Source organism: Crocosphaera chwakensis CCY0110 (genome assembly GCF_000169335.1).
Taxonomy (GTDB): domain Bacteria; phylum Cyanobacteriota; class Cyanobacteriia; order Cyanobacteriales; family Microcystaceae; genus Crocosphaera; species Crocosphaera chwakensis.
In genome coordinates, this window is the sequence record NZ_AAXW01000008.1 from 85,455 (window position 1) to 109,792 (window position 24,338).

General features: G+C 35.3%; 18 protein-coding genes and 1 pseudogene. 10 read left to right on the forward strand and 9 right to left on the reverse strand.

Annotated elements, in window-relative coordinates; all coding sequences use genetic code 11:
* Window positions 1-46 precede the first annotated feature (46 nt).
* Window positions 47-736 (reverse strand): riboflavin synthase, encoded by a 690-nt coding sequence (locus CY0110_RS07220; RefSeq protein WP_008274715.1) that lies wholly within the window; start codon window positions 734-736, stop codon window positions 47-49.
* Window positions 737-920: 184 nt separating this feature from the next.
* Between CY0110_RS07220 and CY0110_RS07225 the strand changes: the two genes are divergently transcribed.
* The 5 genes from CY0110_RS07225 (at window position 921) to prmC (ending at window position 5,302) form a co-directional block, all read left to right on the forward strand.
* Window positions 921-1,427, forward strand: coding sequence for a bifunctional nuclease family protein (locus CY0110_RS07225; RefSeq protein ID WP_008274716.1), 507 nt, complete (start codon window positions 921-923; stop codon window positions 1,425-1,427).
* Window positions 1,428-1,446: 19 nt separating this feature from the next.
* Window positions 1,447-2,577: an aldo/keto reductase gene (locus tag CY0110_RS07230; protein ID WP_008274717.1), complete on the forward strand. Its 1,131-nt coding sequence runs from the start codon at window positions 1,447-1,449 to the stop codon at window positions 2,575-2,577.
* Between the two features lie 241 nt (window positions 2,578-2,818).
* Window positions 2,819-3,565: a Tic22 family protein gene (locus CY0110_RS07235; protein WP_008274718.1), complete on the forward strand. Its 747-nt coding sequence runs from the start codon at window positions 2,819-2,821 to the stop codon at window positions 3,563-3,565.
* 85 nt (window positions 3,566-3,650) lie between these two features.
* Complete coding sequence (locus tag CY0110_RS07240) at window positions 3,651-4,388, forward strand: Tic22 family protein (RefSeq protein WP_008274719.1); 738 nt, start codon at window positions 3,651-3,653, stop codon at window positions 4,386-4,388.
* Between the two features lie 8 nt (window positions 4,389-4,396).
* The gene (gene prmC, locus CY0110_RS07245; protein WP_008274720.1) at window positions 4,397-5,302 is read left to right on the forward strand and encodes a peptide chain release factor N(5)-glutamine methyltransferase; all 906 of its coding nucleotides are present in this window, start codon (window positions 4,397-4,399) and stop codon (window positions 5,300-5,302) included.
* Window positions 5,303-5,632: 330 nt separating this feature from the next.
* Here prmC and CY0110_RS07250 read toward each other — a convergent pair whose 3' ends face one another.
* The 3 genes from CY0110_RS07250 to CY0110_RS07260 are packed head-to-tail and all read right to left on the reverse strand — an operon-like array spanning window position 5,633 to window position 10,138.
* Window positions 5,633-6,076, reverse strand: coding sequence for a hypothetical protein (locus tag CY0110_RS07250; RefSeq protein ID WP_008274721.1), 444 nt, complete (start codon window positions 6,074-6,076; stop codon window positions 5,633-5,635).
* A gap of 56 nt (window positions 6,077-6,132) precedes the next feature.
* The gene (locus CY0110_RS07255) at window positions 6,133-7,584 is read right to left on the reverse strand and encodes a GGDEF domain-containing response regulator (protein ID WP_008274722.1); all 1,452 of its coding nucleotides are present in this window, start codon (window positions 7,582-7,584) and stop codon (window positions 6,133-6,135) included.
* The gene (locus CY0110_RS07260; RefSeq protein WP_008274723.1) at window positions 7,568-10,138 is read right to left on the reverse strand and encodes a CHASE domain-containing protein; all 2,571 of its coding nucleotides are present in this window, start codon (window positions 10,136-10,138) and stop codon (window positions 7,568-7,570) included. Before CY0110_RS07260 ends, CY0110_RS07255 begins: the two co-directional genes overlap by 17 nt.
* Before the next feature lie 358 nt (window positions 10,139-10,496).
* Here CY0110_RS07260 and psb34 point away from each other — a divergent pair, with 358 nt between their 5' ends.
* Window positions 10,497-10,685, forward strand: coding sequence for a photosystem II assembly protein Psb34 (psb34, locus tag CY0110_RS07265; RefSeq protein ID WP_008274725.1), 189 nt, complete (start codon window positions 10,497-10,499; stop codon window positions 10,683-10,685).
* Between the two features lie 78 nt (window positions 10,686-10,763).
* On the opposite strand, the gene folE is transcribed toward psb34, so the two are convergent.
* The 4 genes from folE to CY0110_RS07285 form a co-directional block, all read right to left on the reverse strand.
* The gene (gene folE, locus CY0110_RS07270) at window positions 10,764-11,483 is read right to left on the reverse strand and encodes a GTP cyclohydrolase I FolE (RefSeq protein ID WP_008274727.1); all 720 of its coding nucleotides are present in this window, start codon (window positions 11,481-11,483) and stop codon (window positions 10,764-10,766) included.
* 27 nt (window positions 11,484-11,510) lie between these two features.
* Entirely contained in the window at window positions 11,511-12,239 is a 729-nt protein-coding gene (locus CY0110_RS07275) for an SDR family oxidoreductase (RefSeq protein WP_008274728.1), read from the reverse strand.
* A gap of 296 nt (window positions 12,240-12,535) precedes the next feature.
* Entirely contained in the window at window positions 12,536-13,534 is a 999-nt protein-coding gene (gene accA, locus CY0110_RS07280) for an acetyl-CoA carboxylase carboxyl transferase subunit alpha (protein ID WP_008274730.1), read from the reverse strand.
* A gap of 705 nt (window positions 13,535-14,239) precedes the next feature.
* Window positions 14,240-16,270 carry an endonuclease gene (locus tag CY0110_RS07285; RefSeq protein ID WP_035798780.1) on the reverse strand — a complete coding sequence of 677 codons (2,031 nt, stop codon included), beginning with the start codon at window positions 16,268-16,270 and terminating at the stop codon, window positions 14,240-14,242.
* A gap of 189 nt (window positions 16,271-16,459) precedes the next feature.
* Here CY0110_RS07285 and CY0110_RS07290 point away from each other — a divergent pair, with 189 nt between their 5' ends.
* From CY0110_RS07290 to CY0110_RS07305, 4 genes and pseudogenes are all read left to right on the forward strand, one after another.
* Complete coding sequence (locus CY0110_RS07290) at window positions 16,460-16,702, forward strand: hypothetical protein (RefSeq protein ID WP_008274732.1); 243 nt, start codon at window positions 16,460-16,462, stop codon at window positions 16,700-16,702.
* 108 nt (window positions 16,703-16,810) lie between these two features.
* The gene (locus CY0110_RS07295) at window positions 16,811-17,572 is read left to right on the forward strand and encodes a tryptophan-rich sensory protein (RefSeq protein WP_035798783.1); all 762 of its coding nucleotides are present in this window, start codon (window positions 16,811-16,813) and stop codon (window positions 17,570-17,572) included.
* A gap of 476 nt (window positions 17,573-18,048) precedes the next feature.
* Complete coding sequence (locus CY0110_RS07300) at window positions 18,049-19,530, forward strand: alpha-amylase (RefSeq protein WP_008274734.1); 1,482 nt, start codon at window positions 18,049-18,051, stop codon at window positions 19,528-19,530.
* 241 nt (window positions 19,531-19,771) lie between these two features.
* Window positions 19,772-21,259: pseudogene (locus CY0110_RS07305) on the forward strand (IS1634 family transposase); the annotation flags it as partial.
* 212 nt (window positions 21,260-21,471) lie between these two features.
* On the opposite strand, the gene CY0110_RS07310 reads toward CY0110_RS07305, so the two are convergent.
* Complete coding sequence (locus CY0110_RS07310) at window positions 21,472-24,288, reverse strand: DNA double-strand break repair Rad50 ATPase (protein ID WP_008274736.1); 2,817 nt, start codon at window positions 24,286-24,288, stop codon at window positions 21,472-21,474.
* Between the last annotated feature and the right edge of the window lie 50 nt (window positions 24,289-24,338).

The window sequence follows — 24,338 nt, forward strand, 5'->3', positions numbered from 1 at the left end:
AATATAGTGTTATCCGTTTTTTTACGTAAATAGACAAAATCAAAGTTTAAAGATAACCATGTTCTGTTAAGAAAGTTAAATTAATCTCAGCTACAGATTGATCCCCTTTGAACTGTTTTCCTAATAATTTCGCTACATACTTACCTAAAATATCCCCCTCAATATTGACCCAATCTCCTGTTTTTAGATAACAAAGATTGGTCTGACTGTAGGTATGAGGAATTACCGATGCTTTAAACCAAGTTCCTATAGCGTCACATTGAGCCACTGTCAAACTAATCCCATTGACAGTCACACTCCCTTTAGGGATCAAATAAGGTTTAATATAAGTGTCCCATTGTTCTTGACGAGAGGAAGGGGCTTGAAAGGACATTTCCCAGGCTTTGTCGGTAGCGATAGCTTCGACTAAGCATCCCAAACCATCCACGTGACCCGTAACAAAATGACCCCCTAATTTACTACCGACTCGCAAAGAAGGTTCTAAATTAACATAGCTGGCGGTTTCAATTTTTTGGGTTAAAGTAGTACGTTGTAGGGTTTCTGGGGAAGCCGTAGCAACAAACCCATTAGAGACAATTTCTTCTACCGTTAAACAAACCCCATCAACAGCAACACTATCCCCAATGGCCAAATCTGATAAAATAGAGGAGGAATAGCTATCGGGAATCGAGAGGGTAAAGCGATCAGATTCGAGGGGACGAATAATGCCAAGACCTTGAATTAAACCAGTAAACATTAACTAAGCTTTCCTCAAAAACATCTCCCCTATGTTCTATACAAGAATCTTATTTACATTTTGGGGCATACTGTGAGTATAACCCATTGTTCAACTTAGCTGATTAATCAATTAATACGGGGTCAATGGTTAGGTTAAACAGCAAAAATAATCGTTTTTTAAAGATATTAAAGAGGATTGGTCAATGATTGAAATGAAAGTGGCAGGAATTGCTTTAGACGCAGTTACTCGCAGTCCCATTGTTTTGTTAAAAGATGGTTCTGAACGTCGCGCTTTACCTATTTATATTGGGCAAGATCAAGCCAAATCTATTATTGGCGCGATCGAAAATCAAAAACCCCCTCGTCCTTTAACTCATGATTTAATTGCTAATTTGTTTGATGCTTGGGGAATGTCTTTAGAGAAAATTATCATTCATTCTTTACAGGATAATACGTTTTATGCCATTCTTTGCATGAAACAAGGAAAAAGGAAAAAAGAAATTGATTGTCGCCCTAGTGATGCTATTTCTATTGCTTTACGGACGAATAGTCCCATCTGGGTAATGGAAGAAGTGATTGCAGATGCCTCTATTCCAGTTGATAGAGAAGCGGATGAAGAAGAACGTCAAGCATTCCGAAATTTTTTGGACAAGTTACGCCCTGAAGATTTAATTCAACGGGGAAAATTAGAAAAAAATGATGAACAATAAAAGTTAAAAATTAGTTACAATGCGGTACAAGCGTTTTGGTAAAACGAATGTAAACTTGTCTATTTTTTCTCTAGGAACGATGCGTTGTCTAGCATCGGAAAGCGTATTTAATAACACTTTAGAAACAGGAATTTCTCTCGGTATCAACCATCTAGAAACAGCCAGAGGATACGGCAAAAGCGAACAATTTTTAGGTCACTTTTTGCAACAACAAACTTTAGTTTCTAGAGAAGAACTGTATATTACCACTAAGTTGACTCCCACCCCTGATGCTGAGTTAATGGCTCAATGGATTGATGAATCATTAGAACGGTTAAAATTGGATTATATCGATTGTGTAGCCATTCACGGGATCAATACTTGGGAACATCTTCAATGGATAACCCGCCCTAATGGCTGTTTTTTACCACTACAACGGGCATTACACCAACGTAAGATACGCCACATTGGTTTTTCTACTCATGGCAGCTTAGAATTGATTTTAGCAGCTATAGAGACTGATTTATTTGAGTTTATTAATCTACACTATTACTATTTTTTTCAACGGAATGAACCAGCGATCGCTTTAGCTGCTCAAAAGGATATGGGTATTTTTATTATTTCTCCTGGAGATAAAGGGGGTTTACTGTTTACACCTTCTACTTTACTTCAGGAGTTATGTTCGCCGTTGTCTCCTTTGGAATTGTCCTATCGCTTTTTGTTAAGCGATCAGCGAATTACTACCTTAAGTGCGGGGATGTCCGAGGCGAAGGAATTTAATTCAATTATATCTATGTTTGAGGGAAACAACCGACTAACCCCTGAAGAAAGTAAAAAATTAAATCAACTAGAGGAACATTTAAACACCGTTTTAACCACAGAAAAATGTAGTCAGTGCTATCAATGTTTACCTTGTCCTGAATCGATAAATATTCCTGAGATTTTACGATTAAGAAATTTAGCCGTTGCTTATGATATGAACAATTATGGACAATATCGTTATGGAATGTTAGAAAACGCCGGACATTGGTTTCCTGGAAATAAAGGACATCGTTGTACAGACTGCGGTGAATGTTTACCCCGTTGTCCTGAAAATTTAGAGATTCCTAAGTTATTAAACGATACTCATCAGAGATTAAAGGGTACAACAAGACGACGGTTATGGGAATGATCGGCTCACCGATTGATTCTCCTTAATGTGAACAGAGGAACTTACTGACAAAAAAAAAGTCTAATCACCTTAAGTGTCTATGTTTAAACGCTTTAAAAATAAATTTAGATGATTAACTGAGGCACTTTAAAACTGAATCTGATAAGGTAAAAAAGTTATCATAATGATCAACAGAGTCGCTACAACTCTAAAATTAGACTCTAATATATAAAGATAGTTATAAAATGCGAGGTTAATTTTTATGAAATCATTAATTCGTTGGAGTGCCACCTTAGGACTATTAGGTAGTACCTTACTAACCTCTTGGTTCGGTCAAGTTCCCAAAGCTTTAGCACTTCCTGAAGCTGAAGTCATCAAGGTATTACAGGGTGTTCCTGTTTTTACGATTACCACAGAAGAGGGTGGGCCTTTAATAGCAACGTTAGAAGACGATCAAAAGGTAACACAAGTTTTTATGAGCCAGGAAGATGCTAACCAGTTTCTTGCTAAACTTAAAGCAAATCAACCTGAAATCGGCAATAAAGTCAAAGTGCAACCCGTGTCTTTAGGAGCAGTATATAGCTTTGCCTTAGCCAATAACACCGAAACAGAGTCTTTGAAATTTGCTTATATTCCCATGGCCAGCGCGGTAGACTCTGCTAAAAAAGTTTTAAGTGATAACGGACAGCAATATCAAGGAGGCGTTCCCTTATTCACCTTACGGGGTGGACCAGATAATAGTATTTTAACCATTCAGCAAGACGATAAAGAAGTGATTCCCTTCTTCTTTGAAAAAGCGCCTATTCAGGCGATCGCAGAGCAAATGAAGAAAGATCAGCCCGATATTGCTGAAACCATGCAAATAGAAGTCATTGCTCTCGAAAATGTTATTGGTTTATTACAAAATAAAGATGATGCTATGCTCAAACAGATACAATTAGTCCCTTCCCAGGAAACCATGGAATTTATCCAAGAAGCTATTAAATCTCAGCAAAATCAAGGACAGTAACAGAATCATTTAATCGATAATGAAGATCCCCAGATGTTTTAGTTTGGGGATTATCTATTTGTTATACTAAGTACCAAAAAACGCCATGAAGACTTTAATTCGTTGGAGTTTAACCCTCGGAATTCTGATAAATCCTCTTACTAATCTAAATTTCATCCAACCTGCAGCCGTCGTTGCTTTACCTCAAAGGGAAATTGTCGAATTTTTATCGGGAGTCCCTGTTTATAGCTTACTCGATCAGCAAGGTTTACCCATTGGTCGTCAGTTAGACGATGGGAGTGTCATTACTCCTGTTTTCATGAGTCGCAACGAAGCACAAGCTTTTTTGAGAGAGTTAAAAGAAATTAATTCTCAGACAGCTGACTCTTATCGTATTCAAATTCTTCCCTTGAGTCGTATTTACGAAATTGCCAGAGATACTTCAACTAATTCAAGCCGTCTTTTTCTTGATTATATTCCCAGCGCTCAAGAATTACGGACGGCTCGTGAATTAGTCACAGAAAAAGGGCAAAAGTATCCAGGGGATGTTCCTTTATATTTAGCTAAACTTGAATCAGATCAATCCTATTTGACCATCAAACAAGAGGATCAAGAAGTTGTCCCTATTTTCTTTGAAAAGGCAACGATTGATCGATGGATTGAAACAGTTAGTCAAACTCGACCCGAATTAGGTCAGGATATCAGTATTAATGTGATTTCTCTAAGTAGTTTAATTGCTAATTTAGAAAACAATGATAACGCTTTACTGAGAAGTTTACGCTTTTGGCCCTCTCAGGAAATGATGAAAATTATCCGCTCTAATTCTGAGAATCAACTTCAATAATATTGTTTATGGACTCTCAAGGTACTATTTCAGGCCAAGAATTACAACAATGGTATGATTGGGCAAAACAAGAAGCGGTGTCTGCTCATATCTCACCCTCGGAGGTAGACTGGTTTGTGTTGGCGATGACTCCATTGGATAGTTTATCTTTGCGTTTAGGGTTATTTAAAGAGCGATCGCAGATTCCTATCAATTGTCCCTTACCAAAATTAAGCCAATTATGGCAACGCCGGGTCAAAGAAAGAGTTCCTTTACAATATTTAGTCGGGATGACTCCCTGGCGACGTTTTAGTTTAAAAGTTTCCCCTGATGTCTTAATTCCTCGCCCTGAAACAGAATTAATCATTGATTTTGCTCTCAAAGCGGTTCAACACAGTCCTAACCCTCATTTATCATCTGGTCATTGGGTAGATTTAGGAACAGGAAGTGGTGCGATCGCCCTTGGTTTAGCGGACAGTTTTCCCCAAGCAACTATCCATGCTGTCGATACTAGCATCGAAGCGTTAACCATTGCCCAGGAAAATGCCCTAAAAGAAGGCTTTTCTTCTCAAATTCATTTATATCAAGGATCGTGGTGGACTCCCTTACAACATCTTCAAGGACAAGTTAGCGCGATGGTTTCTAACCCTCCCTATATCCCCACTTCCTTATTATCTCAACTACAACCAGAAGTGAAAGAACATGAACCCATACTCGCCTTGGATGGGGGACATGAAGGGTTCGATGCGATTAATTATCTCATTGATACTTCCCCTAATTATCTCATTTCAGGGGGCATTTTTTTAGTAGAAATGATGGCCGGACAAGGAGAGAAAATCTCAAAATTATTACAAGAATCTTCCCGCTATCAAGACATTAATCTTTTACCCGATCTAGCAGGAATTGCCCGCTTTGCCTTGGCTTATCGTTGTTAAAAATAATAATTAAGTACCTAAAGTTAATTAATTGCACACTCGCTTCAAGTCGGGGAACCCGCCCAACTCGCTGAATCGCTTTTTGAGGTAAATAGGTATAAGCGATCAAGCCACCAAGACAATCATCGACATCACAGAAAACTTCAGTAAGATCGAGACGAGATTTTATATCCATAGCACCAGACCTTGAGGAATACTACTTCCAGCATAGGTCTGGTGTTCTCTGTTGGCCACAAAATTCTCGTCGAACTCACGTTAAATTTAGGTGAGCATTAGCCCACCTATAAAATGTCAGTTACTGAGTTAGAAATCTAACTAAAAAGATTAAACCTAACTATTCTTATCTTTAGACGGTGTGGTTAAAATTTCCCAAGCAGCTTTGGCCGCTTCATTAAGGCGATCGCCGAAACTACTCACCTCTTTAACCACACTATTCCATTCTTTAACCACACTCTCCCAATCTTTTTCTACCTCCGTTTGAATGTACTTAACCGCCTCATCAATGCGATGAGGATCAAAGAGTTTTCGTTCTTCGATATCTTGACGAATGCGCCGAACTGTGTCTAAATAGTTCTCACGGGCTAATTCTCCCGCCTCTTTTGCTTCGGTTAAGGCTTTACTTCTAATGGCCTCAATCAGTGCAGTAGTTTCTTGTTGAATCTCACTAGGGGTTTTAGAGGAGTCTTCGGAAACGACTTCAGGAGTAATCGCTGTTTCTTCAGTGTCTGTGGGAGTAATTGCACTTTCTTTAGGTACTTGAGATTCGGTAGTCATCTTAAATTTTCCTCCTGGGTAACTCTTTACATTACACTTACATTGTTACACAGGGATCAAGAGGTCTGTTTGTCCACACCTTTGAGGCGATCGCGTCCTTGTTTTTTAGCCTTAAATAACGCTTCATCTACCTGATCCACAAAGCAGGTGGCCTTTGTTTCCAAAGAAGGATTAATAGTTCCAACCCCTAAACTCATGGTGACATAGGGTTTAACATCAGAAGCTTTATGAGGCATCTTTAATTGGTGCAGGGAGTCTAAAATTCTTTGAGCAACTTGTTTTGCTCCTTCATAGGGAGTATCAGGTAGGATTACGGCAAATTCTTCTCCCCCGTAACGGGCGACTAAATCAGCCGGTCTTAAGGTGGCTTGGGCGATAGTTGCTGCCACTTTCTTTAAACAATCATCACCGCCTAGATGCCCATACTCATCATTATAGCGTTTAAAGTAATCAATATCTCCCAAGATTAGGGATAAAGGTTTTTTCTCTCTAGTCAAACGCTTCCATTCTTGTTCTAACGTCTCATCAAAACAGCGTCGATTAGCCACTTCTGTCAACCCATCCATATTAGCTAAACGATATAATTTTTGGTTCAGTTCATGCAATTCCCGATTCATTTTTTGTAGAGACGCTTCATATCTCTGTTGCTCTTCATTGGCTCTTTTTTTATCAGTAACATCCGTTTGTACGCCCACATAATAAATAATTTTATCTGATTCATCTTTAATGGGAGATAAAGATAGTTCATTCCAAAATAATGAACCATCTTTACGATAGTTTCTTAGTGTAATATGACAATTTTCTCCGTGGTAAAGACAATGACGTATTTGCTCAAGTTGAGGTTGTTTATGATCACTTCCTTGTAAAAAACGACAATTTTTTCCTTTCACTTCTTCAAAGAAATACCCTGTCATTACTTCAAATCCTGGATTAACATAGATAATTGGATAATCAGAAGTGGTTGCATCTGTAATAATGATACCATTATTAGTTGCAGCGATCGCTTGATACAAGAAGTAAGATTCCAGTGGCATTTGTTGATGAAATTTCTGAGAAACTTCTACTAATTTTAATTTTGGTTCTAAAAAATTATTCTTTTCTTGTAATCGTTTTATTTTTAAACTAATATTAATTTGGTTCTTTATTATCGCCAATAATTCTTCTTGTCGATAAGGTTTAATAATATAATCAATTGCTCCTACTTCTAAAGCTTTTACTTTTCCGCCAATTTCATCAAAATCACTTAAAAAAATAACAGGAATATTAGCAGTTTCTTCTTTTTCTTTAAATTTTCTACATAGGTCATAACTATTGAGTTTATCTAAATTAGTTCCTAATAAAATCAAATCAGGAATTTCTGTTTCTACTGCAATTAAAGCCATTTCACCATCAATAGCTTGTCTAACTTGATAGTCTTGATTTTCAATAATTTTAGATAATAATTTTAAACTGTCTACTTGATGATCGGCGATCAGAATATCTGCTTTTTTTTTATTTTTTAGAGTCATAATTAATTAATGGTTTAATAATTTGTATAATTTCACGATAATTAAAATTATCAATTAATTCCATCATACTTAGTATAACTGAAGAATTATTATCAGGAATATGTCGAATTAAGTCTTGTAAAATACGACCGTTTCCTGAACTAGCAGCCCAATAAACTTGCTCAAGCCATTGTGAAGACATCATTTCTAAAGCAGAAGAGTTTAGATTTTTAACAATTGTTCCTGTCGTAATTGTTTCGATATCTTCATATTCATAATAGTAATTAACTCCTAAATAATGATTAATTTTTTCTAAAATTAACTCAATTGCAAATGGTTTATAAAGACAATCGTCACAATACAATTGTAATTCGTCAACTTGATTATTTTCTATTTTTCCTGATGCTACCCCAATAATAATAGTTTTACCTAGTGATTGAAAACATTTGATATTCATCCAATCACTATTCTTCTGTAATAAGAGCATTTGAGTATCGATAAAAATTAAATGGGGATGCCAATTGTTTACTATAATTAAAGTATCTTCTTGGTTAGTTGATTCTTTTACGTTAAAACCGATAGGTCTTAAAAAGTTGATTAATAATTCTCGACTTTCAATCTGATCGTCAACAATTAAAATACGATAATTTGGTTCATCATTTGCAATACTAACTATTTTTTTACTTTTAGACGTTATGTGAATTTCTTCCGGTTTAGGAATAGTGACCGGTATATGAAATTGAAGAATTGTCCCCCTACCTAATTGACTTTTTAGGTAAATTTTTCCACCCATTAAACTAATTAATTTACGGGTAATAGATAATCCTAAACCAACTCCCTTATTTTCTTTCCATCTAAAAAAAGGTTTAAATACTTTTTTTTGAATTTCTATAGGAATACCATTTCCATGATCTTCTATTTCAATCCAAAGATTTTTTTTAAAACTATTATAATCGATATCATTATCTAAAAGCCAAGCCTGATTATCACAAAATAGCCTAATAGTGATAACACCTTTGTAACTAAATTTAACAGCATTATCTAGCAGGTTAATCAGAATTTTTGTCAGCTTATTTTCGTCTAGTTTTATATATTGAGAAACTTCTGAATCAATATAATACTTTAATTTTACTTGTTTTGCCTTTGCTTGCTGATCATATTGCTTTAAAACACTAATAACTAAATTTTTTAAATTCACAACATTATACTGAATAGATATTTCTTCTGATGTTAGCTTATAAAACTCTAATATTTGATTAAATAATTTTAATAAATATTGACTATTTTCGTGTATCATTTTAAAGCTATTTTGCTCTTTTTTTGTTAAGCTACTATTTTGAGTCAATACATCTAAAGATCCCAAGATATTATTTAATGGTACTCGCAATTCATGATTAATTTTATCTAGAATTTGATTTTTTTCTTCATTAGCTTTTTCTAGTTCTTTAGTTCTTTGCTTAACGATATTTTCTAATTCCTCAGTTGTTTTCATTAAAGCATTAGTTCTTTCTGCAACAACTTTTTCTATATGATTTTTCTCTGATAATGTCTTCCATAAATAATTTGTTATTAATGTAGTTAAGCCTAATCCTAAGAAAAAAACAAAAGTAGATTTTATTATCATATTTTTTTTATTGAATTGAGGAATTATTGTAATAAACCATTGATGATCTGCTATCATTACTTCATGTTGACATGGTAATATTTTTCTGCAACTTAATGGGATTGGAAATAGAATGGCTTTCGTGGTACTTGTTTGTTTTGTTTTAGCATCAAAATTTATAAAAACACTATTGTCTTGTAACTTTTTTGTATTACTAATATAAAAAGTATGATTAAGAAAAGATGAATTATTTAATATCGTTTTAATTACATCTTCTATTTGATAAACTGTATAAACAATTCCCTTAAATTCTTGACGACGCTCTTGAATATTTTTAGGATAACTTTCTCGACGATAAACGGGATAATATAACATAAATCCTTGTTCCCCATTAATTAAGGCAATTGGCTGACTAGAAGTAATTTCTCCTGTATCTCTTGCTTTTTCCAAAGGACTATTTAATACTTCATCTGAACTTAAGTCTAGACCAATAACGGATTCATAATTTTTTTTAGGTTCACCATAGGTTACTGGAAAATACTCAGTCCTATTATCAAGATTACTCCCATTTTTTGCCCAAATTATAAAATTACTAAACCCAGAAGTTTTCATTTTTTTTTCATAAAAAAAACGTTCTTGTTGAGAAATTTTTGGAACCCAAGCTATCCCTAAAATTTCTGAATATTCGTTTAAAAAGTTCTGAGTGAAAACCTGAAAGTCTTGACGAGTTACTAGGTCTGAAGCCTCATAAAATGCTCCTAATGTGTTGGTAATATTAGTATATTCTTGAATTTGTTTTTGTAAATGTTCAACTAAATAATTTCCTGGTTTTTCAAAACTTTTTTTAAACCTATCAATTTCCGAAGACCAATGTATCAAAGCAATAAAAATTGAAAGTCCTCCCCCTATTAAAATACTAATCAGTAGAGGAAGATACAAAGAGAGATGACGAGAGGAAAAAGGAAATTTCATCAGCAGGAACTACTAATATAAAAAGTAAAGGCAATGCAATAACTCTAATGGGATAACTTTAATTCTATTGTTGAAAAATAGTAAAAATTGGGTCTATCATATAGGCTAACTTATAGAAATGAAGATAGTTTCAGTAAACCTACGGGTTTCTGCCGATCTTTACTTATATACGAATACCTAATTTTACTAATTTACACAGTCAGAAGACTTATATCTCTCATTCAAACTAAACAAAGGACAAGATATTAATCCTATCGTTTTCATGGTAGTTCATTAGTCTTCCCTTGTTTGTAAAGTTTATTTATATTATATTAAGAGTGGTAACTTAAATTTTAAAAAGTACATAAGAGGATCTTTTATGCCCTATACCACAGAAGAAGGCGGACGCTTAAACAACTTTGCAGTAGAACCCAAGGTTTATGAAGCTAAGCCTCCTAGCCCCTCTCAACAACGTAACTATATTATCTTGGGAGTTGGCGCTGTATTGTTAGTCGGTGGCTTGCTTACCGTTGCTGTTTATGCTTCCTCCAATGCTGGTGTTAGCTAAATGAATTAACAAAACTAATTTATATTAAAATAAGGGGTCAACAGCAGTTGACCCTTCATCGTTTAATCCATCAATTCTCTAAAAGAATTTTGGTTGATGACGAATTAAATTGAGAAACTCTTCACGAGTTTTTTGTTCTTCATCAAATTCGCCAATCATAGCACTGGTAACTGTCCAAGATCCTGGCTTTTGAACCCCACGCATGACCATACACATATGACTGGCTTCCATTACTACCGCAACGCCACGGGGTTCTAAAATTTCTTGGATGGCTTCAGCAATTTGACGAGTGAGACGCTCTTGCACCTGTAAGCGACGAGAATACATTTCAACAATGCGAGCCAACTTACTCAAGCCGACTACTTTTTGGTTAGGAATGTAAGCCACATGAGCTTGTCCCATAAAGGGTAACATATGATGTTCACAGAGACTAAAGAAATTGATATCTCGAACTAACACCATTTCGTTATGTCCCTCATCAAAAATGGCTCCATTGACCAACTCTTCTAGGGACTGATTATAGCCTTGAGTCAAGAATTTCATGGCTTCTGCAACCCGTTTCGGGGTTTTAAGTAACCCTTCACGCTCAGGATCTTCTCCCACTGCTTCTAACATGGTATAAACCGCTTCTTTCATTTTCTCGGTGCTTTCATCAGAAGTGGGCTGAATTTTCGCCTGTTGTCCATTATGGGTGTTGCGATCTGGTCTACTGGCTACCCGATCTACTAAATTGGGATTAAGCACGTTAGAACCATTAGACTGACGAAAGTTGGAGCCGTTGGAGGAAGCTATTGTCATAGTAATAAAAAAACGCTGATCTTGGGATTAAAGAGTTCCAGCACTAGGTAAAATGGTTAAATCTTCAATGACGGCTTCGGCTGGTAATAAGACCGCTTGAAGAATGGTTTGCGCCACGAGATCAGGGGTTAGCATGGCACTACGATCAAAGTCAGCTTGTACCGTGTCTGTGTCCCAAATTGATGTATTAACCGCACCAGGAGAAATTGTCACCACACGAATGCCATGACTGCGTTCTTCGGCCGCTAATACTTTAGAAAAAGACAGTAACGCTGCTTTGCTCACAGAATAAGCTCCCCACTCTGGGAAAACTTGAGTGGCAGCAATGGAAGCAACATTAATAATGGTTCCTTTTTTCTGCTCTCGCATCTGGGGTAAAACCCCTTGCACACATTGAAAAACGCTGGTTAAGTTCAAATTGATAACCTGTTGCCAGTCTGCTAAGGAAGTTTCCCCTAGTAAATTGGTGTAGCCCATTCCTGCGTTATTGACTATAATATCGATGTTGCCAAAATCCCTAACAATTTCCTTAATCTTTGCTGGAATTTTGGTTAATTCTATTAAGTCCATAACATAGGGTTTGGCCTTTACTCCTTCTTGGGTACAAGCTTGAGCAACCGTCTCTAGAGCATCTGGAGAACGGCTAACTAAAGCTATATTAATCCCTGCTTGAGCAAAGGCTAAACTGGTTGCTTTGCCAATACCACTACTTGCTCCTGTAATGATGGCGTTTAGTTGACTTGAAGAAGAATTCATGGTATTATTGGCTTTCTATATTCAAATCTCAGCACTCTTGAGAGCATCATAGATAATTGGTAAGGGCTTGCGTTAAAGTTTTAGGAACTAAAACGACGGGATTACCCCATAGTTAGATCAGAAAATGTCTGATTTTTTTTAGAAGATAGTCCCCTTAGGCAAAGCCTCAGTAACATCTACGGTGTTTTTAATGTTTTGTTACAAAAGTTTACCTAATCAATTATAACATCCCTCGGTCAATTCTTAACGAGGGATCGCAAAAATCAATGGTTTTGCCTATGATCCCCGATGAAAAACTATGAGGGAACGGGAGTATTCGAGGTTGAATCAAGAAAAACACCAATCTCGCGGAATTTTTCATAACGTAAGTTTTTGCGTTCTTCGGGGGTTAAATTTGATAACTCTTCTAAATGATTCACTAACGTTTCTTTAAGGATAGCTGCTGCTTCTAAGGGGTTGACGTGAGCAGCCCCTGACGGTTCTGGAACAATAGTATCAATAATTCCCAATTCTTTCAAATCCTTAGAAGTAATTTTGAGGGCGACGGCTGCTTGAGCAGATTTTTTAGCATCTTTCCAGAGAATAGCTGCACAAGCTTCGGGAGTCGCTACGGTATAAACAGCGTGTTCAAGCATCAATAGTTTATCCCCCACACCGATGCCTAAAGCTCCACCTGAACCCCCTTCTCCGATGACAGTACAAATAATAGGAACATCAAAACTAAACATTTGACGCAGGTTAAAAGCGATCGCTTCCCCTTGACCTAATTTTTCAGCATCAACACCAGCCCAAGCTCCAGGAGTATCAATAAAGGTCAAAATGGGCATAGAAAACTGATTAGCGTGTTCCATTAAGCGAAGAGCCTTACGGTAGCCTCCTGGTGCCGGCATTCCGAAGTTTCTGGCCACATTATCTTTAGTATCCCGTCCTTTTTGATGGCCGAGAATGACCACCGGACGGCCTCCCAAACGGGCGACTCCTCCCACTAAAGCAGGATCATCGTAGCCCCCGCGATCGCCATGTAACTCAAACCATTCATCAGCAATGGATTGAATGTAGTCTAAGGTACTCGGCCGACGAGGATGACGAGCCAATTGTAGACGTTGAGAGGGGGTAAGACTGCTAAATATTTCTTGTCTGAGATTTTGCGCTCGACTTTCTAACTGAGCAATTTGTTCAGAAACATCGACATTATTTTCCTCAGCCAATTGCCGAATTTGTTCAATGCGAGCCTCTAATTCCCATAGTGGTTTCTCAAAGTCTAATAAGAAGGTTCGGCGTTCGTTTTTGCTCATTAGGTCTGATTAAAATTGTAACTGTCTTTCCTTCGGGGCTACTAAAAATAGGAACTTCCATGACAATTCTATCAGATGAGGGGTGCATGATGCTTAAGTATGTTGGTGAGTGTGTTTGAATAGTAACGTGAGTTTTTCTGTCTAATGCCAATTCTCAAAAGTGAGCGGAAACTTGGTAGGTTGGGTAACTTATATCTTGCACCTTCGATTAAATTAGCTAGTTTAGGGAGGGAAGAGGGAACGGGGAACAGGTAACAGGGTTCATAATGAAAGGTAACTGCTTAATAATTGATTTTTTTTGTTTTATATTTAGTTCTTATGTACTGGTGCAAGATGTCAGGTAAAACGATAGTGAAACCCAACAAAAGCTTATGGTTGTTGGGTTTCGTGCCTTAACCCAACCTACACTTTAAACACGATCTATCTAGCCATTTCTAAGAACTGGTATAAGTTATCAAATTGATAATTGTGCATAAAACCGCTAAAATGAACACTAAAAATTTCATTTTTCCCTTGATCGAACTCGAAGCGGGTAATCTCCACTCCACTATCCCTACTAATAGAAGTAAGCAAGTCAGTAGTTGCACTATATCAATATTCAATAATAGATCCATCGCTGTGAGTTTTGTTAATGAGTTGATAGTTATTGAAAATACAAAAGAAGGGGAAAACATAAAAAATTCCCCCTCAAAAGTAAAAAATTGTTTATTGACAATAGAGACGCTTTGCTAAAGATGGATCAAGAACAAAAGGATTATCATTGCCTTGTTTAGAAGCAATTTCATGACTGCGTTTTAGTTCAGCAGCATCGACTGGATCATTGATATTCCAATCACAAAGGGTATCTTGTTGTCCCTCAAAGAAACCCTCTTCAGCTTGATCTCGATAAATAGTGTAAAAGTAAAACAAGGCTCTGGCAATATTCCCTTTAAAACTTTCTTTGGGTTCAAAACCGCCGTTAATCCATTCACTATAAGCATCAATATTACTGCTAGGAATCATATTTTCTTCTCGGTTATCGATTAACCAGCGTTCGGTGCGACTATCCTCAATTTCTGCAAAGGGAAAACTACCCCGAAGACTATTGACTCTTACGTGAGTAGGAAAAAGATGATGAATATCACTTTTAGCCACCCCGGTTGCTCCTTTACTTTGAGGCCAAGAATGTTCAGCATTAATTCCTTTCCCATTTTGAAACGCATCTGATCGCGGACGGGAAGAATTAGAATTCACTCGAACCGTAAAATCTGAATAAACGCCACGAACTATCCCATTTTCATTATCCAATTCGCTGTACATGAAATCTCGTGCTTTATCGTATCCCAAGCTTGTTTGCACCTTATATTCTTTGGCTAAACGTGAGCGTAACCTTTCTCGGCTCAAATCAGGAAAAATGCTCTCAGAAGTCGGTTTTTCGGGTGTTGTGACCCTTTTAGGTAAGGTAAATTGAGCCAAAACTGGATCATGATCGCTCAAAGCGAGATTACTGGGTTGATTGACATTAACATGAACAATATCAAATTGACTTTTACCTGTGGTGAATAAATTGTCACTGACTAAAATGTAATCAAGTTGTTGAAGATTATTTCTGAATTCATAAGTATAGCGATCGCTTGGGGGGAGTAACTCAGACAAATTAGTTAATCCAGATGCTTCTAAAATAGCAATGGGTTCTGAATCAATAACATCATTAAGATCCCCTGCGACGATAACATTAGCTTTGTCATCTTCAGATAATAACGTTTTAACAAAATTCCCTACCGCCGTCGCTTGTTTCTCTCGTTTAGCATCATTTCCACCCCGTTGAGAAACGAAATGATTACCGATGATAAATAAAGGATTTTGGTTAAATTGAAACTCAGCGACAATCGGTTTACGACTGTTCTTAAATGCACCATTATCGGGTTCAATGCGTCCAGGGTTTAAGGATAATGTCGGACCTTCTAAAACGGTAACTGTATCTGTTGCTGTTCCTACAGTTCCTGGGGTTAACGCCACTCTAGCGGGTTGATATAAATAACCGACACGAATATTCCCCCCTGGTTGTCCTCCGTCTTTGTCATCGCTAGGAGGAATATCAAAGGCAATATAATCAGGTCCATCAGCTTTTTCAATGGCATCAATTAGAGCATTATAAGTTTCGGTTCCGTCGGTAATATCTGAATTATTTGGCCCGTCGTTGTCCTGTATTTCAGTCAGGACAATAATATCGGGGGATTTTAAATTGTTAACAATAAGTTTACCCAGAGGATTTAAGCGATCGCTATCGCCTGGATCTAAGTTTTCTACGTTCATTGCTGCTACAGTGAGCTTATCTTCTCCTGATAGCAAGTTAGTTACTTCACGATTATCTACAGTTTCCCCTGTAGAAGAGACGATACGACGGATATATCGCTCTACAATCCAATTTTGCGCTCCAGAGGCTAACTCAATCTCGATCCACCTTTGATTATTGGCTGTAGCTACCACTTCGGCAATCGTTCCATCCGATGTTCTCCCCACCAAGCTTGGAGACGGATTATCATGGAGCGGAACGCCCAAAGAAGAGGTTGCTTGGAGTTCAATGCGATCCCCTGGAGATACATTAATGGCCCAAGCTGGCTGAGTTACCAGTAAAACACAGAATAACGTGCTTCCGAAAATACGAGCAATTTTCTGAATCATGACGATAAGCTGGTTATTGTTCAATTTACCTTTAAGCTTACGAGTAAGTTGCTGATTTTGGGTTAATGTCAAGTTAATTAACTCAAAATTTTTACGTATTCTCTCAATGCAGGATACCTAAGCTTAATTTAGGTTGTTCATAAAGTAGGTTCGAGATTCTCTAGTAATTTTTGTCTTTTCTGTGTTTATTTCTAAAATGCTAGTTCCTTTACCTTGTACAATAAAATATAAGTCTTAAAAAAATATAAAAAATTTTCTAACATGGCTTCTAATGTACTAGGTCCGCAAAGTCTTCAGTTATTGTTATCCATACTGCTTCCGAGAGGTTGTCGTTTATCGTTGGTATCTGATAATACTTATCGCATCAACTGTCCTGATTATGAAATTGCCCACGTTGTCTGGGAAAATCGCATTAATTGCATTTATCCCCTTCTCGGTCCAGGAGAGGTTTTAGAAGTAGTTGCTTCTGATTATTATGCTAGAAGTTATCCTAAACCCTCTTAAGAGAGATAGTTTATTGTAGAAATTAATGTTAACTTTTAAAGAAGTTGAGAATGAAGCATAATTCTTAGCTTCTATTTTTTATTGTTAAAAATTCAAACATTGTTAATCATGAAAATAGATAAAAATACTATGAGACAATGGGCTAATTTATTAGCTATTTTAGCTGCTTTTTTCGCCAACGTATTAGCTAATATTGCCCCCATTAATGGTTTAACCATTGGAGAGATTTCCAATACTCTTTTCAAAAATGTTTTAATTACCCCTGCAAGTTATGCTTTTGCTATCTGGGGACTCATTTATTTAGGATTAATTAGTTTAGCAATTTATCAAGCGTTACCAAACAATAAAGATCATCCTTATTTACAAAAAATGGGTTACTATTTAGTAGTTAGTAGTTTGGCACAAATTGTTTGGGTATTTTTATTTTTATCTCGTCTTTTTGTTTTATCTACTGTGGCAATGTTAGCTATTTTAGTTTCTTTGGTGTTACTCTATTTAAAATTAGGAATTTCTTTAACTTCGATTTCCAAAAAACAGAAATGCTTAGTCAATTTTCCCATTAGTGTTTATTTAGGATGGATTACAGTAGCTACAATTCTTAATGTTTCTTTAGCCTTATCTTGGGTGAAATGGGATGGTTTTGGTTTATCTAATGAGATATGGACAGTAATTATGATTATTATTGCAGCTATACTTGGTATTCTAATCATAATTGATAGAAAAGATAAGGCTTATTCTGGTGTCTTTGTTTGGGCTTTAGTTGCTATTGCAGTACGTCATTTAGATACTTTGTCTATTGCCATTACTTCAGGTGTTTTTGCTATTATATTAGTTTTTTTAATAACAACCAATACTAAATTTAATAATTAGTCATTTCAGAGCTTTTCAAACAAAAACAAAAAAAATATAGTAATATTAAGAACGATTCATCAAACATGATTTTACCTGTTCTATTCCCTATGACCTATGCCTTTTGACTGAGTTTGATTTTTACTACTGATTATTGATGACTGATGAAAATCAAAAATTACCTTTCTAAGTGATTTTGGTTTTTTTTAGAATAAATTTGTCTATTAAATTAGAATTTTTAACCCAAACTCAGTTCAAATCTTTTGTTATTATACTTTAGATACTATTACTTAATTCAGGTTTAAAAAAGTTGACATTTTTCATAAGAAATGCTAACTTTATAAGCTATAGAAACAATAAAATAACAGCAAGTTTTTTTAGCACTTAACACAAACCTATAGTTCTATAAAAATACTGTCGCTGCGAATTTATTGAACTTAAGAATAAACATTGAAAAACACGTAATTTTTTTCTGCAAGCATAGCAGGAGTGTTAATATGTCTGAGTTTAATGGCGTAATGATGCAGTATTTCCACTGGTATAACGAGCCAAATGGCACGCTGTGGAATGAATTGGCAGAAAATGCAGCCGATTTAGCAAAAGCTGGTATTACTGCTGTGTGGTTACCTCCAGCTTACAAAGGGACAGCCGGTGGCTACGATGTCGGTTATGGTGTTTACGATCTTTTTGATCTAGGTGAGTTTGATCAAAAAGGCTCAGTTAGAACCAAATATGGAACAAAAGAGGAGTATGTTAACGCCATTAAAGTTGCTAAAGAAGCAGGGATGCACGTTTATGCTGATGCCGTGTTCAACCATAAACTAGGTGCTGACCAAGAAGAAGAAACCGAAGCAACACCCATGAACCCGGAAAACCGTCACGAGGCTATCGGAGAGTTGCAAAAAGTCAAGGTTTGGACTCATTTCACTTTTCCTGGTCGTCAAGGCAAATATTCTAACTTTGAATGGCATTGGTGGCATTTTGATGCGATCGATCACAATGTCTACGATGAAAACATGAACGCCATTTATTTGTTCAAAGATAAAAAATTTGACGAACAAGTGGACTTAGAAAAGGGTAACTTCGCTTATTTGATGGGTTGTGACCTTGATATGGAATGTGAAGAAGTCAGGGAGCAACTGAAATATTGGGGCGAATGGTATGTCGATACAACCGATATTGACGGGTTTCGATTTGATGCAGTCAAACACGTTAAAGCCGGATTTTTTCCGCAGTGGCTTAATCATGTTCGTCGTTATTCTGGTAAACGATTATTTGCTGTTGGAGAATATTGGTCTGGCGACATTGATGCTTTGAATTATTTTATCGAAGTCACTGGGGGAGATGTCGCCTTATTTGATGCACCTTTACACTACAATTTCTGTGAAGCCAGTAAAACAGGTGGCGACTACGATATGCGTCAAATATTTGACGGAACCTTAGTGCAACAGCAACCTACCTTAACAGTAACGTTAGTGGAAAACCACGATTCTCAGCCGTTGCAGTCTTTAGAATCGGTAGTTGAGAGTTGGTTTAAACCCCTCGCTTATGCTCTAATCTTATTGAGAAGAGATGGTTATCCTTGTGTTTTTTATGCCGACTATTACGGCGCACATTATAAAGATACTGGGAATGACGGTGGTGAATACGAAATTCACATGGACGCTCATCAGTGGATTATTGATAAATTTTTAGAAGCTCGTCAAGAATATGCTTATGGGGAACAGTATGATTATTTTGACGATAACAGTATCATCGGCTGGACTCGTCTGGGAGATGAAGAACACCCCAACGGTATGGCCGTGGTGCTGAGTAATCATCAAAAAGGGACAAAATGGATGGAGATTGGTCAACCTAACCAAACTTATATTGATCTTACTGAACACATTGAAGAACCTGTCGTTACCAACGATGAAGGTTGGGGTGAATTTCCCTGTTTAGCAGGTTCTGTGTCGGTTTGGGTTCCACAACCTAAATAGGCAATAGGGAGTCGTGAGTCGATTTTTGTAGAGTCAAACCTCTCGATTTAACGATTCCCTTTCCTGAATTCTATTTTATCTGAACTTACCCCATACAAATCTACTAAAATATCCTAAAACCCTTATCCATCAATGGATACAGACATCAACTCTTGTTAACGTACCCATGTAAATTGTAATATTTATTAATAGACAGCCATAAGGGAAGTAAGCTAAAATAGTAGTCATGTATATAGAGCGTGTGCCTATAGGATTAGATAAGATTATTGCTGGTAAGACCTCTCGAATTAGAAACTTAGTTTTGGGGATGATCATCGCTAGGATTATCAATCCTAAATCCAAATTAGCCACAGCTAGAGGATTTCATGAAAAAACTTGTAGCAATAGTTTAGGAAAAGTATTGAATTTAGAAAAAGCTGATGAGGATGAACTCTATGAGGCTTTAGACTGGTTATTAAATAAACAAGAGAAAATTGAAAATAAATTAGCTAGTCTTTATTTAGATAATGGCTCATTGGTTTTATATGATGTTACCTCAACTTACCTAGAGGGTAACGGGTGTGAATTAGGAAAATACGGATATAATCGAGATAAGAAGAAGGGAAAAACCCAAATAGTTTTTGGACTACTTTGTGACCAAAATGGTTGTCCTATCGCTGTAGAAGTTTTTGAAGGAAATACCTCAGATACTAGCACATTCTTGAGTCAAATAGAGAAAGTGAGGAAACGGTTTGGGGTGAAGAATGTAGTGTGGGTGACAGATAGAGGAATCTTAACATCTTCAAACATTAAAGAGTTAGTTAAACCAGTAGAAGGGTTAGATTATATAAGTGGTTTAACTAAAGCAAGCATCAGAAAATTGGCGGAAGTAGAAGCAATTCAATTAGGATTATTTGATGAGGTAAATCTAGTTGAGTTTGAAAACGAAGATTACCCAGATGAAAGATTAATTGCCTGTCGAAATCCCTTGGTAGCTGCTAAAAACAAGAAACAAAGAGAGGCATTATTAAAAATAGCAGAAGAACAATTTGAGTTAATTATTGAAGCTATAAAAAGGGAAAAAAGAGCTTTGAAAGGAGCCGATAAAATTGCTTTAAGAGTTGGGAAGGTCTTAAACAAGTATAAAATCAACAAATACTATGATTTAAACATCACAGATTCAGAGTTTACTTATGAGCGTAAAAAAGAATTAATCTCAGAAGAAATAGCATTAGATGGAGTTTATATTCTCAGAACTTCTGTAGATAAAACTCTGATGGATAGTTTTGAAGTTGTCAAAGCGTATAAAAGTTTATCTTCAGTTGAAGAAGCTTTCCGTTGTTATAAATCTATTGATTTGAAAGTTCGTCCAATTTATCATTATAAGGGAGATAGAGTGAAAGCACATATTTTTTTGTGTATGTTAGCTTATTACGTTGAATGGCATTTAAAACAAAAATTAGCCCCTTTATTATTTGAAGATGAAGAAATTGATGATAACTGTCTTGATGTCATCAAAGCTCGTCGCAGTGATTCTGCTATTGCTAAAGATAGAAAGAAACGCACTGAAAACAATCTCCCAGTTCACAGCTTCCGTACTTTACTAGAAGATTTGGGGACAATTTGCTTAAACACAGTTGAGTGTACTTTAGAGAGTGGAAAATACGTTTTTGACAAGATAACTCGACCCACTGAACTACAACAAAAAGCTTTAAATTTGTTAGGTATTTCTTCTATTTGTACCCAGTAACGATGGGTAGCTAATTCGGCGTATCCCTCATGAAGCATACCTTATGGCATTTTGTCAAAGGGGAAGTTCAGTTTTATGAATATAACGCTAGTTTGTAGCGAGTCCTTTAGAACTAGAAACCTAGTCATGATCAAGGATGAAGCCTTGACTACGGACTTTTATATTTTATTACACTTTATCTACTTAAAATACAATCAAATTTAATAATTAAATCAAGCTGGATTATCTGGTAATCCAGGTATTCTCCTTAAATCATACAGCATTTTCCTTTCATATAAATCTAAAATTTCTATAGGCACTTTTGTTTGAATATCACAATAATCTTTTACCATTTGTTGGTTTAAGTATTTTTCTTGAGACATAGTTTCTGTACTAGCATTTTCCTTTATTTCTAATTTATAAAGGTTTTTATCTAGGTCTTCTCTTATATTTTCTGGATATTTTTTTAAATTAATTGTTTCCTCTTCTTTTGGTATATTTTCTCTCTTTATAGATGGATCTTTTTTTAATTCTTTTCTATGTTCTTTAATTAGTTCTTCAAATTTTTGAGTAGTTTGTAGTTTCTCAATATATCCGTTTAATTCCTGATTAAATTTATTTGTATACTTAGAATTCTTTTCGGTTGGAAATTCACTTTGTAATACTTTTTCTCGGTTTTCATAAAATTTTTCTAAGCTGTGATTTTTATCATCTAATAATTTGATTGTACCGATACTAAGAAACTGTGCTAATCGATAATAGCATAACGGTTTTAAGATTTCTGCTTCAGGATTTTGTTCTTTAAAGTTTTTAAAACTTATGTCTTTGACAATTATTTCATTCTTATTATCGTTAGTTTTTACTTCATCTATAATTTTTACTTTTGAAGAAAATAAAGTCTCTTCGTTTGCTAAAATAAATGGTTTATCATCTTCTGATTGTATTTTCAACTTTAACTTTCCATCTACCTCCATATCTTCTAGTTCTCGTGAGATTTGAGGTTCAAGTAGTCCACTAAGAAGAGATGCCCATCGAAAATGAGTTTTAGCTTCTTTTAACTTATTAACTAATGTATATGATACTTGATTTCTTTCTTGAATATTCTCAGAATTCTGAACAGAATTCATGACTTCTTGAAAAGAGGATAACTCATACATTCCATGAACAAATTTTAAATTCCTTATTGCTTTTAAATATTCCATAAATAAACCATCAGCTTTGTTATTTGGCTTTTTTAAAAACTTTTCATCTGAATTTTTATTTTTACGTTTGTAAAATTTTCTATCAAGCTTATACCAGTCAATATCTTTCATATCTTTATATTCTGGATATTTTTCACCTGATAGAATGTCATTATTATACGGACACTGTTGCTCATTCTTTGTATTCATCAAACGCCTTAGTATCTCCGTAGACGCATACTTTTGATTATAGTTTTTCTCACCATCACATTCATCACTATCACTATTGTTAAGGATTTTTGAAAAATTACTAATAATATTTTTTCTATAAATTGAAGCTGATTTTTCTAAGAAAAATTTAGCATCTCTCATTCTTCTTTTATTGATAAACTCTCGTTGTTCTACTAATGTATTTTTATCCTTATCTCCCAAATTTCCAGAATAATCAAGACTATCATCTCTAGAACTAAGTCCATAAGATTTTAACACTAAAACTTTAGCAAGGTTGGTCAAATACTCCATATAAAATGCACCGTCTTTATTATCTTCGTTTTTGATTGCTGATATATAATATTCTTTTGCTTTATCTAAGTCTAGTTGTTTATAGTAAGCATAGCCTAATTTAAACAATGCTAATGGATGTTGTTGTTCAGTAAAAGATAAAGAAAGATAATTTTGTATTCTCTGGAAAGGAAACCACCAATTAAACCAATAATCATCTAAGTCACTAGGCGAGTCTAGATAAGTTAACGCTTTTTTGTACTGTATTTCTGCTTCAACATATTGAGTTTCGTCTAAAGCATCATCTCCGTTTCTTAAAGCATCTTCACCAGCAGAAGGTAGATGAAGAATAAACCCCCAAACAACTAAACTCAAAAGTCCTAAAGAAACAAGTGCCATAATTTCATCATGCCACTTTTCTAGTTGACGGGAAAATAAACCTAAAAGACGAATAAAGATTTGTTTTCCTTGTGATAAAAAAGTTCCACTAATAAGAGAAACAACTAAACCAGATAAGAATAAAGGCAATAATTCTAACCCACCAAAGTCAAATAATTGGATAATACTCCAACTACGAAGTAAGATGAGAACAATAGAAAAAATACAAAATAATGTTATAATTTGTGCAGGTAAATCAAACTCTCTATGTAATGGTATAAGATTTTTCCACCAATCATTTTCATAAGAAATATTATCCGATGCGCTCTGACAATATTCTTGAATTTTTTTATGGGTTGACGAATTAGATAGATTTTTGAAAAAGGGGATTATTTTAAAAATGAAAATAAGCAGAATTATCAATGCGCTTACTACTTGAATAAACCAAGGAAACCCCAGATATATACTTACGATTAAAGTAAGCGGTAGCCAGCAAAATAATATTAATATTAATCTAATTACTAATGGTATATTTTTAAGAATTTTCTTAACTTTATTAATAATTGTTTCTTCTTGATCACTTTTAGTAATAATTTTTTGTAGTTTATCAAGATAACTATCTAATTTATTTATTTTTTCAATCTCTATAGGAATAGGATATAGTTGAGAGAATAATATTTTCTGGACTTCGTCCCTAGCTTTTAGAAGTCGGAAATAATTATCATAAAAAACAACTTCAACGTCTTGCTTATTATTATCTATTTCTTCTTGTACTTCGTTTATTTTATCTTCATAGCTAAGTGGTCTTATATAATATGCTTCGTCTTCATTATTTGATATAATATCTAACTTTTCCAATTCGTTTTTGAATTCTGTAAACAATTCTTCTGTTTGATGAGCTTCTTGAGAATTAGCTCTAAACTTCTCAAAAACAAAAATTGTTTTTAATATAGATAAGGCATATTGTTCAATGGCAGAGTTCAAGTTCATTGTTTCTATTTCTTATATTTTTAGCTCGAAAGTCGCTTGAAAATTTAAGA